The organism is Campylobacter sp. CNRCH_2013_0898h, assembly GCF_025772965.1.
Lineage (GTDB): Bacteria > Campylobacterota > Campylobacteria > Campylobacterales > Campylobacteraceae > Campylobacter_D > Campylobacter_D lari_D.
This window is the reverse complement of sequence record NZ_JAKMTD010000022.1, coordinates 1-8,971: the sequence shown is the minus strand read 5'-3', so window position 1 is coordinate 8,971 and position 8,971 is coordinate 1. Positions and strand designations below refer to the sequence as shown.

Genomic DNA, 8,971 nt, shown 5'->3' with positions numbered 1-8,971 from the left:
TTAATCAATAGAGTTTCTCCCAATCCATTTTTAATTAAAGATTTAAATAATCTAATTGATTATATTCATGAAAAAAAAGAAGCCAATAATTTAAATGATGTCTTTTTATTAGAAAATGTTTTATATGAAAGACAAGCCTATAAGAGAGCTGTAATAGAAGGTAAAAGTATCAGTGAATTTTGTGATAAAAATGACAAAGCATTGATAGATTTTGAAAAATTTTATAAAGAAATTTTGCAAATAATAAAAAACAACACAAAAGATAAAGGTTAAATAAATGGGGTTTAAAAATATCAATACAGAAAAAGCAAGTGTTAATTTTATTAATAATGCTCGTGGAGATAAAATTAAAACACAAAAAAGAGATAAAAAAATATTAGTTTGCTTCACACAAGATGAGTACGATCGTATAAAAGAAAGTGCTTTGCAAATAGGTATGGGAGTTAATCAATATATAAGATATAAATTATTTATATAAATTATATAGATAATATATATTTTTTATATATTAGTATAAATTATATTTTATATTGAAAATTATACTTTTCATTCTTTATGTTTTTCAATAAAAATATGAATATTTAAGTGTTTGAATGTGTTTTACATTTATATTTAAGTTTTGTGATAAAATATTTAAAACTTAAAGTTATGGAAAAATAGAAGTTTATTGCTTTAAGTTTTTTAAAACCTTAAATTACATTTTAAAATAAAATCTTTAGTTCCAAAAATTTTATTAAAATAGCTTATTTTTTAAACACAAGCAAATACTCGTGAGCAATTAATAAAAAATTATATTTTACACTATTTGTTTTCCAATATCCAGTAGCCTTGCAATTATGTTGTTCTTTTATAATTAATTCTTTTAATTTAAATCCACTATCTTCAAAAATACGCATTACTTCAAAAGACATTGGTATTATGTGTCCTTTTTGTCGCGTATCACCCATTAAAATAGCACAAAATTTATCTTTTTTTAAAACACGGTAACTTTCGTATGCAACTTTTTTTATCTCTTTTAAAAAATCTTTTATCTTTAATCGTGATAGATCATTTTTTAAATTTTCGCTATATTTAATAATATTAGCATATGGAGGATGAGTGCATATTAAATCTATGCTTTCATTTTCAATAAAATAAAGATTTCTTGCATCGCCTTTTCTTATAGATACTTTTCCGTTTGCAGTTTTATGGTTAAAGTTGATTTTTTCTTTACATCTATCTATAGCAATATTATTTATATCTACACCTATTATATTACGATTTAATAGTTTTGCCTCAACAAGTGTAGTCCCTCCACCAGCAAATTGATCTAAAATCAAATCATTTTCATTAGAATATCTTAATATGATATTTCTTGGAATATAAGGCGACCAATTGCCACGCCATTTTGCGTCATGAGTTGCCCAACTACCTCAATTAGGAAAAGTCCAATGCGTAGTCATCTCTAATTCAAAATTTTCAGGTTCCCATTTTTTTATCTTTTTTTGCATTATTTAAATATATCAGTAATTATTCCATTTTCCAGATCATTAATATTGTAAATATGTTGCATAATATCAAAAGTTTCTTCAAGATTATTTCGCGCGCTCATCCAACCTTTTCCATCTGTAAACCAAACAAAAGTAAAACCATTTATCTCATCAGCCTCTAAAGCCAAAGTTTTATAGCTACGTGCGGTTTCATTTAATTTACTACCACCGCTTCTATAAAAGTTTGTTTCAATACCATAAATCATATTTGATGTCTTAATAATAAAATCAAAACGTTTTTCTGTTTTACCGTGATTTGAAATTTTAGATAGATCTATATTCCACTTATCTGAAATTTGATGAATATACATTTCCTTAAAATAGTTAATATTTTTTTTAAAACCATATTTCTTGATAAAACTTTCAATTAAATTTTCCATAAGGTGTCCACCTCTATTTTTACGACCATTAGAATCAAGACCTGTCTCTACGCCAGTTGCATAATCTACAAGATTATTGATAATATGATTTTTCATTAAATCAAAAAGTCCAGTTTTTTTCATAAATATCTTATACTGTGATATGGGTAAATTTTGCTTTTTAAAATTATAGTTCCAAGCCCCCTCACTATCTATAGCATAAATTTCACTTGATCTAACTGCTAGTAACAAAGGAATGCATTTTAGTGTCTCTGGATATTTTTTAATCAACTTTTCAAATTCTTCATCAATATTATTTGAACCTATAAGTGAATTCAGTATATTAAGCTCTATTTTAATATTATCAATATTACTATACACTTTTTCAAAATTTATATAGTAATTATAATCTGCTATACTATCACGAAAAGTATTTATCCATTCTTTAAAATTTCTTTTTATAAAATTCTCCTATTTTTTTACTTTACATGCTTCATTTGGAGTACAACGAGCTTTCCTACATTCTCTACAATAAGATTGTGGTTCTTTTTTGCCTCTTAATATTCTCCAACCAAATTTTTCTTCAATTTCATCTACACCTTTTGCTACTACATGACAACAAGGACATTCTGCAAATATTGTACTAGGCATTATAATTCCTTTTTTGTTGATTTGATATCAGTAGTTCATTAATTCTAGCACGTGAACTACTTTTACTGCTTATCATTCTTGTAGCATTTACTCTTTCTATATTATACGAAGAGTAAATGCTATCAAAGAAATCGTCATTTTTATCAACATTTTTAGGATCAGAATTGCTGATTACTATTTTAGCTCTTTTGTTATGTATTTTATAGATAAATTCGGCGAGTTTTATTTGCTCTTCATCGTCAAAACACTTTTCTGTATATGAAGTAAAATTTGATGTATTATTAAGAGGCCTATATGGTGGATCGATATATACAAATGTATTTTCATCTATAAAATTATATGATAATGTATAATCGCCATGTATTATATTTACATTTTTTAGTTTTTCTGATATAGCTATGAGATTTTCTTCATCATATATATTAGGGTTTTTATACGAACCCATAGGAACATTAAACATTCCTTTCTTATTTACTCGGTAAAGTCCATTAAAGCAAGATTTATTTAAAAAAATCATTAATGCTGCTTTTTCTATATTAAGACTTTCATTTTTACTAAATTTTAAATTATTAAATTTTTCACGTTGCTGTAAGTAATATGTTTTTCTATTTTCTTTGCTTAATGATATAAAATTTTTCCGCATTTTTTCGAGTGAAAAAATTAATCCACTAATATCATCTTTAATAACACAATAAGTATTTATAAGTTCAGCATTTATATCACTAATATAAATTTCGTTTAGATTATATTTTTCTAAAATATCGAAAAGAACTGCACCACCTCCAACAAATGGTTCTGCATACTTCGTAATTTTTTTATTATCGAATGGATAATATTTTTCGATTTCTGAAATAAGTTGACTTTTGCCACCAGCCCATTTTAAAAATGGTTTTATTTTTTTATTGTAATTGGAGTTTATTTTATTCATGTTTTTCTATATTACAATTGTATTATATTACTGTAAATATTTTTTTAGTCTTATCTACTGTTTTTTTATATTTTTACATTAATTTTTTATATTTTTACACATTTTTCTAAACATTATATATCAACAATTAAAAGAATATTAAGAGTAGAAATTAGGAATATTAAGAGTAGAAATTAGGAATATTAAGAGTAGAAATTAGGAATATTAAGAGTAGAAATTAGGAATATTAAGAGTAGAAATTTATTAAAAACCTATTTTTATGTTATAATAAAACATATTTTAATTTTTTATTTTTATCAGAAATCTATAATAAAGTTTAAAATGAATGAGATTGTTAAATATCATAATGACTTTAATAAAATAAAGTTACCTAGTTTTACAGAGCAAGAACAGAATATTCTATGTGGAATGCTTACAAAAATTAAAGAAAGTCAAACAGATGATAGCATAAAATTTACACCTCAAGAACTTCAAAAATTTAGCACAGAAAATCTTACAAATAAAGCTTTAGGAGAAATGCTTATAGTACTAAGAGAAAAATTTTTTAAAGCAGATTTTACAATCTTGATTGAAGATAAAGAACGAGACTTAATAGGAAAAGAGATTGTAAATCTTTTTCAAAGTTTTAAATTATGGTATCAAAGCAATGACTATGAATACTCCAATTTACAAAGTGTTGAAATGACTGTTAACCCAAGATTTAAATACCTTGTAAATGAAATAACGGCCAATTTTACAGCTTTTGAATTGGCTGAATTTATTGCGATTAGTGGTAAATATACTAAAACCTTATATCGTCTCTTGAAACAGTATCGAAGTACAGGCAAAGCTTATTTTGAGTGGGAGGAATTTAAAAGAATTATGGATATACCACAAAATTATTTGATGCATAATATTGATAAGTGGATTTTAAAACCAGCTATTAAAGAACTTACTAAAGAACGTACTTTGTTTGATCAATTACGTGTACCTTTTGAAAATCTTACTTTTGAAAAGAAAAAAGTAAGTGCAAGGGGACGCGGCGGTAAGGTTATTGGTATTAAATTTATTTTCAAACCAGAAAATATAAAAATTCAAACAATTGAAAGACAAGAAAAACTTAGTAATGAAAAAAAACAAGTAAAAATAATTCAAAATCTAATAGGGCAAAAAATAAAATATCAAGATAGTATTTTAACGATAAATGCTATCTATGAAGAAAAAGAAAAAGTCATTCTAACTTATTTCGATGAAACTCAAAATAAATATGGCGGTTTCAACTTTGAAACATTTGAAGAAATGAAAGAAAAAGTATCTAAAAATTTATATTTGGATTAGAAAAGGAAACAACAAATTAACTCCGAAATTATTCTAATATTTCTCGAAATAGCAAATTAAATTTGGAACTTATCATATTAAAATTTCATAATATAAAATATATAATTAAAAATGATTATAAATTAAAGGTTAATAAAAATGGTTTGGATTATTTGGCAATTAGTAGTTTTTATAACTGTATTCATTTTTACAAAAATAGATAAAAATTTTGGATTAATGGTAGCTATTTTTTGGACAATCGAAAGTGTTATTATGCTGTTTTTTACTCCTTTGCAAATTTTACAAATTTTTGTCGCATGGGCAACGTATGATTTTGCCAAATCAAAACATAAAAATTCGCAAATTCGCACTAATCTTCCTGTAATTGATAAATTAAATATAAAACAAAATTCGGAAGAATCACAAATAACACAAAAAAGAGATTCAAGTAATGAATTAACTTCAAACTACTATCAAGATAATAGACAAGTTCATAATTATACAATTCATAAGCATAATTACTACAACGACACATCTAATCAAACAAAATCAGTAGGTTATCAAAATTCTAGAAAATCTACTTATGTTAATCATTGTTTCGCGTGCAAAGCTACTGTAAATTCCAATTCCTGTAGTAAATGTCATCAATGTGGTTGGTTAATATGTTCATATTGCAGTAGATGTGGTTGTGATTATAGTTCAAAGAAAAATACAAAAAAGAATAATTCATATAGATACAAAAGAAGAAGATACTAATTATATAATATTATAAAACATCTTTTTATTTGAGCTTGCCGAAAATAAAAAGCAAATTATCAAACTTTTTTAGTTTATCTAAAATATGTTTGGATAATTTGCAAATTATCCAAACATAAAACAAGTTTTATTTTTTATAATTTGTTTTTTAAAAATATGTTACAATCTCACAAGTTCAATTATAACTATATTTTTAAAAAAAGGGGAAATAATGACAACACAACAAAAACAAGATAACTTAGATTATTTATATATTGAGAAATTAAAAACAAAGAGTGAAAGACAATTAAAAGTTATGCTTGATACTTTAGAAAAAGAAACCATAAAAATTACAGCAGAAAAAGCAAAACTTGAAAATAAATTAAAAGAAAAAATAAAAAAAGGACACTTTATCAAAGACGCTCTTATGGAAAAATGGAGAACCCCTAGTAAAGAATTATTAGAAGCTATGCAAGAAGTTAAAAACGGAGAGACAACAACTTACAACAGCATTGATGAAATGATGAAAGATTTGCAACAATGAAATACAAAATAGAATTAGCAAATCGTTTTAAAAAACATTTCAAAAAATTAAACCAACAAGAACAAGTTATATTTCAAGATATTGTTACAAAAATAGCAAATGATGAAGTATTAGAACCAAAATACAAAGACCACGCATTAAAGGGCGAATATATAGGATTTAGAGAGTGCCATTTAAAACCTGACTTGCTTTTAATTTATCAAAAACAAGAAGATAAATTAATTCTTTATTGTTTAGATATAGGCTCTCATAGTGAGTTGTTTTAATGGGTGCAATATCTAGTGTTAATTTTAAAAAAAGCAATGCAGTCCAAACAAGACACAACGATCGAGATTTACCGCCAAATTACTTGATCGGCGGTGAAGTAGAATGTAATCGCAAGCACCAAGAAGCTTTAGCATTAAAAAATCAAATGATAAAAAATGCTATTGAAACTTACAATAACAACAAAAGTGCTAAAGCACCAAGCTTTAAAGCAAAAAGCTTTGAATGGAGTGCGGTTGTAAATATCAAAGAAACCACATCAATGAATGATTTAGAAAATCTTTCTAAACACTTTCAAGAAAAATACGGCTTTCAATGCTATCAAATCGCTATACATCGCGATGAAGGACACATCAACGAGCAAGGCGAGAAAGTCATTAATCATCACGCACATATGGAATTTATAACTCTTGACAAAAATATAGGTAAAAATAATTTTAGGCGTGAAAAAATAACACCAAAAGTCTTAAGACAAATCCAAACCGAAGTCGCTGAAATCTTAGGAATGGAAAGAGGTGAAGATAAAAGAATATCCAAAAGAGAGCGTATAGAGCCACGCAAATATGCAAAAATAAAAGAAGAACAAAAAAAGGAAACAAAAGCCCTTAAAAAAGACTTTGCAGAAGAAAAAGAAGCTTTAGAAAATGAAATCGATGATTTAAAAGAAAGACACTTTAAAACAAGAGAAAAACTAGGAAGTATTGCATTAGAAAAAAGCAGTATTGAAAGAGAACTTTTAAGCACTAAAGAAATCAAAGCAAGACTAGAACAAGAGCGTAAAGCGTGGATAGAAGAAAAAAACCATACCGCACAAGAATATAAACAACTTAGAGAAATTGCTAAAAACCAATTCGAGAAGATCGAAGATTTAGAAAATGCAATTAAAGCCCTTAGATTAGAACTAGAAAAAGAAAAACTCAAAAATAAAAAACTTGAAGAAGAAGCACAAACACTCAAAGAAGAAGTAAAAAATCGCGACACTTTTATAAGCAACTTAGGAAATTTGCTTAATTTTAGGGACTTAAATTACAATACCCCTATAAACGAGCTAGAACGCTATTTAAACGCAAAAACGATAAACAACACCAAAAATCAAGAAAACGCGTCAAAACGCGAAATTGAGCTTAAAAACGAGCATAATGAAAAACTAGAAAACGATTACAACTTTGTAAAAAATATTAATCCAAACGATATGAACGACAAAAAATACTACAAATTAAGAAGCTTATATACTGAAAATTACAATAATTTAGCAGAAGATAAAAGCTTTCCAAACCACGACTATTTAGTAAATTATTTCAAAGAAGCACCTCAAAAAATTGATGATTTAATAATCGAAAATACACCGATTATGAAAGATTATAGCTTACAAGAAAATATGCTTGATTATCTAAAAGTCTTAAGAGAAAGAGAACAAGAAAGACACACTCAAGACTTAATGAAAACTCTTGATAAAGCTTTAAAAGAAACTCAAGAATGCATAGAAAGTCCTTATAAACAAGAAGAGCAGAAAAAGCAAGCAAAAAGAGATTTTGGCTTTTATCGCTAACAACAATCATTATATTCAATTAAAAACTTGACAAATGATAAACAATTTAGTAGTATATTCAAATATTTTAATTACGAGCTATAAGAACTATAGTAATAATTCTTATAGTAAATATTAATATTTATTTCTTTATTTTGATGCTGTAGTAATGGCAAAAAAATCATCAAAATAAAGAATTTAAAAAATAAAATTTTCATTTAATTTAACTCCTTAATTTGTATTATAATTGCATTTTGCTTGTAATTAAGAAAATAAACTACCTTAATTTTAAGAGAAAGATAAATATTTACTCACTATTGCTAAATTCTAAATTTTCTATGTCTTGCTGACCATTAAAAAAATATAATAAAAATTCAGGATTTTTTGTATTCTTATTATATTTTGGATTTTTTACTACCACAGCATTTAGATTTCCACCTATCCTTCCAATTAAAATTTCGTCTCCTTTTGCATTTTTGTGTTTCCATAACCCAGTAATTAAACTTCCTTGTTGTTTATCATTTTTCATTTCGTCTCCTAAATTTTAATATTAGCTAAAATTAATATTAGCATTATATCATATTTTATTTTTTTGTCAAGTCATATTTTTAAAAATCGTAAGATAATCTAAATAACAATCAAAAAAAATGATTTGTTTTTTGTCAATTACTCAAAAAATAGTATATAATATAAATATAATAAATATATAGAGAGTATATAATGATTATATCCATATGTAACGAAAAAGGTGGTAGTGGTAAAAGCACTCTAGCTGTTAATTTATCTTCAAGATTAGCTGAAGACGGCGATAATATTTTACTATTTGACAGTGATCCACAAAGATCTACTGAAGTTTTTATCAATATCAGAAATAACTCTAATTTAAAACAAAATTTTAAACATAGTTCCGATATCAATTTGTTAAATAGTAGTTTTAAAAATGAATTAAACAATTACGACGCCATTATTATTGATACAGGTGGTAGAGATAGTAGAGAAATGAGAAAATCTATGCTTTTATCAAATGTAATAATCATACCAACCATAGCTAGCCAATACGATGTAAGTGTTCTTGATCATATGTTAAATATATACAAAGAAGTTAAATCAATAAATAAAAATATCATATTGTTGATA

General features: G+C 25.4%; 12 protein-coding genes and 1 pseudogene. 8 read left to right on the top strand and 5 right to left on the bottom strand.

Going from position 1 to position 8,971, the window contains the following annotated elements; translation table 11 throughout:
• Both L8X50_RS08060 and L8X50_RS08055 read left to right on the top strand, forming a co-directional pair.
• A pseudogene (locus tag L8X50_RS08060) lies at positions 1–273 on the top strand (chromosome partitioning protein ParA); the annotation flags it as partial.
• A gap of 4 nt (positions 274–277) precedes the next feature.
• The gene (locus tag L8X50_RS08055; RefSeq protein WP_220521809.1) at positions 278–478 is read left to right on the top strand and encodes a plasmid mobilization protein; all 201 of its coding nucleotides are present in this window, start codon (positions 278–280) and stop codon (positions 476–478) included.
• Between the two features lie 265 nt (positions 479–743).
• On the opposite strand, the gene L8X50_RS08050 is transcribed toward L8X50_RS08055, so the two are convergent.
• The 4 genes from L8X50_RS08050 to L8X50_RS08035 all read right to left on the bottom strand — a co-directional run bounded on the left by L8X50_RS08050 (position 744) and on the right by L8X50_RS08035 (position 3,467).
• Positions 744–1,349: a TRM11 family SAM-dependent methyltransferase gene (locus L8X50_RS08050; RefSeq protein ID WP_263660876.1), complete on the bottom strand. Its 606-nt coding sequence runs from the start codon at positions 1,347–1,349 to the stop codon at positions 744–746.
• 140 nt (positions 1,350–1,489) lie between these two features.
• Positions 1,490–2,350: a type II restriction endonuclease gene (locus L8X50_RS08045; RefSeq protein WP_263660875.1), complete on the bottom strand. Its 861-nt coding sequence runs from the start codon at positions 2,348–2,350 to the stop codon at positions 1,490–1,492.
• A gap of 9 nt (positions 2,351–2,359) precedes the next feature.
• Positions 2,360–2,539 (bottom strand): hypothetical protein, encoded by a 180-nt coding sequence (locus L8X50_RS08040; protein WP_263660874.1) that lies wholly within the window; start codon positions 2,537–2,539, stop codon positions 2,360–2,362.
• Positions 2,532–3,467: a DNA adenine methylase gene (locus L8X50_RS08035; protein ID WP_263660873.1), complete on the bottom strand. Its 936-nt coding sequence runs from the start codon at positions 3,465–3,467 to the stop codon at positions 2,532–2,534. Before L8X50_RS08035 ends, L8X50_RS08040 begins: the two co-directional genes overlap by 8 nt.
• 321 nt (positions 3,468–3,788) lie before the next feature.
• Between L8X50_RS08035 and L8X50_RS08030 the strand changes: the two genes are divergently transcribed.
• From L8X50_RS08030 to L8X50_RS08010, 5 genes are all read left to right on the top strand, one after another.
• Positions 3,789–4,784: a replication initiation protein gene (locus L8X50_RS08030; protein WP_263660872.1), complete on the top strand. Its 996-nt coding sequence runs from the start codon at positions 3,789–3,791 to the stop codon at positions 4,782–4,784.
• Positions 4,785–5,036: 252 nt separating this feature from the next.
• On the top strand, positions 5,037–5,519 hold the full coding sequence (locus L8X50_RS08025; protein ID WP_263660871.1) for a hypothetical protein: 483 nt from the start codon (positions 5,037–5,039) through the stop codon (positions 5,517–5,519).
• A gap of 211 nt (positions 5,520–5,730) precedes the next feature.
• Positions 5,731–6,042, top strand: a complete 312-nt coding sequence (locus tag L8X50_RS08020; protein ID WP_195676499.1) for a hypothetical protein — start codon at positions 5,731–5,733, stop codon at positions 6,040–6,042.
• Positions 6,039–6,308 carry a type II toxin-antitoxin system YafQ family toxin gene (locus L8X50_RS08015; protein ID WP_195676498.1) on the top strand — a complete coding sequence of 90 codons (270 nt, stop codon included), beginning with the start codon at positions 6,039–6,041 and terminating at the stop codon, positions 6,306–6,308. The genes L8X50_RS08020 and L8X50_RS08015 overlap by 4 nt, the downstream gene beginning before the upstream one ends.
• Positions 6,308–7,855 carry a mobilization protein gene (locus L8X50_RS08010; RefSeq protein WP_263660870.1) on the top strand — a complete coding sequence of 516 codons (1,548 nt, stop codon included), beginning with the start codon at positions 6,308–6,310 and terminating at the stop codon, positions 7,853–7,855. The genes L8X50_RS08015 and L8X50_RS08010 overlap by 1 nt, the downstream gene beginning before the upstream one ends.
• A gap of 286 nt (positions 7,856–8,141) precedes the next feature.
• Here L8X50_RS08010 and L8X50_RS08005 read toward each other — a convergent pair whose 3' ends face one another.
• Complete coding sequence (locus tag L8X50_RS08005) at positions 8,142–8,363, bottom strand: hypothetical protein (RefSeq protein ID WP_263660869.1); 222 nt, start codon at positions 8,361–8,363, stop codon at positions 8,142–8,144.
• A gap of 191 nt (positions 8,364–8,554) precedes the next feature.
• On the opposite strand from L8X50_RS08005, the gene L8X50_RS08000 reads away from it, so the two are divergent.
• Positions 8,555–8,971 (top strand): ParA family protein (locus L8X50_RS08000; RefSeq protein WP_263660868.1); only part of this gene is annotated, 417 nt, incomplete at its 3' end.

Excerpts from the sequence above, each read along its gene's own strand:
- L8X50_RS08055 (WP_220521809.1), top strand. The coding sequence starts at position 278 with ATGGGGTTTAAAAATATCAATACAGAAAAAGCAAGTGTTAATTTTATT.
- L8X50_RS08040 (WP_263660874.1), bottom strand. The coding sequence starts at position 2,539 with ATGCCTAGTACAATATTTGCAGAATGTCCTTGTTGTCATGTAGTAGCA.
- L8X50_RS08035 (WP_263660873.1), bottom strand. The coding sequence starts at position 3,467 with ATGAATAAAATAAACTCCAATTACAATAAAAAAATAAAACCATTTTTA.
- L8X50_RS08030 (WP_263660872.1), top strand. The coding sequence starts at position 3,789 with ATGAATGAGATTGTTAAATATCATAATGACTTTAATAAAATAAAGTTA.
- L8X50_RS08025 (WP_263660871.1), top strand. The coding sequence starts at position 5,037 with ATGCTGTTTTTTACTCCTTTGCAAATTTTACAAATTTTTGTCGCATGG.
- L8X50_RS08020 (WP_195676499.1), top strand. The coding sequence starts at position 5,731 with ATGACAACACAACAAAAACAAGATAACTTAGATTATTTATATATTGAG.
- L8X50_RS08015 (WP_195676498.1), top strand. The coding sequence starts at position 6,039 with ATGAAATACAAAATAGAATTAGCAAATCGTTTTAAAAAACATTTCAAA.
- L8X50_RS08010 (WP_263660870.1), top strand. The coding sequence starts at position 6,308 with ATGGGTGCAATATCTAGTGTTAATTTTAAAAAAAGCAATGCAGTCCAA.
- L8X50_RS08005 (WP_263660869.1), bottom strand. The coding sequence starts at position 8,363 with ATGAAAAATGATAAACAACAAGGAAGTTTAATTACTGGGTTATGGAAA.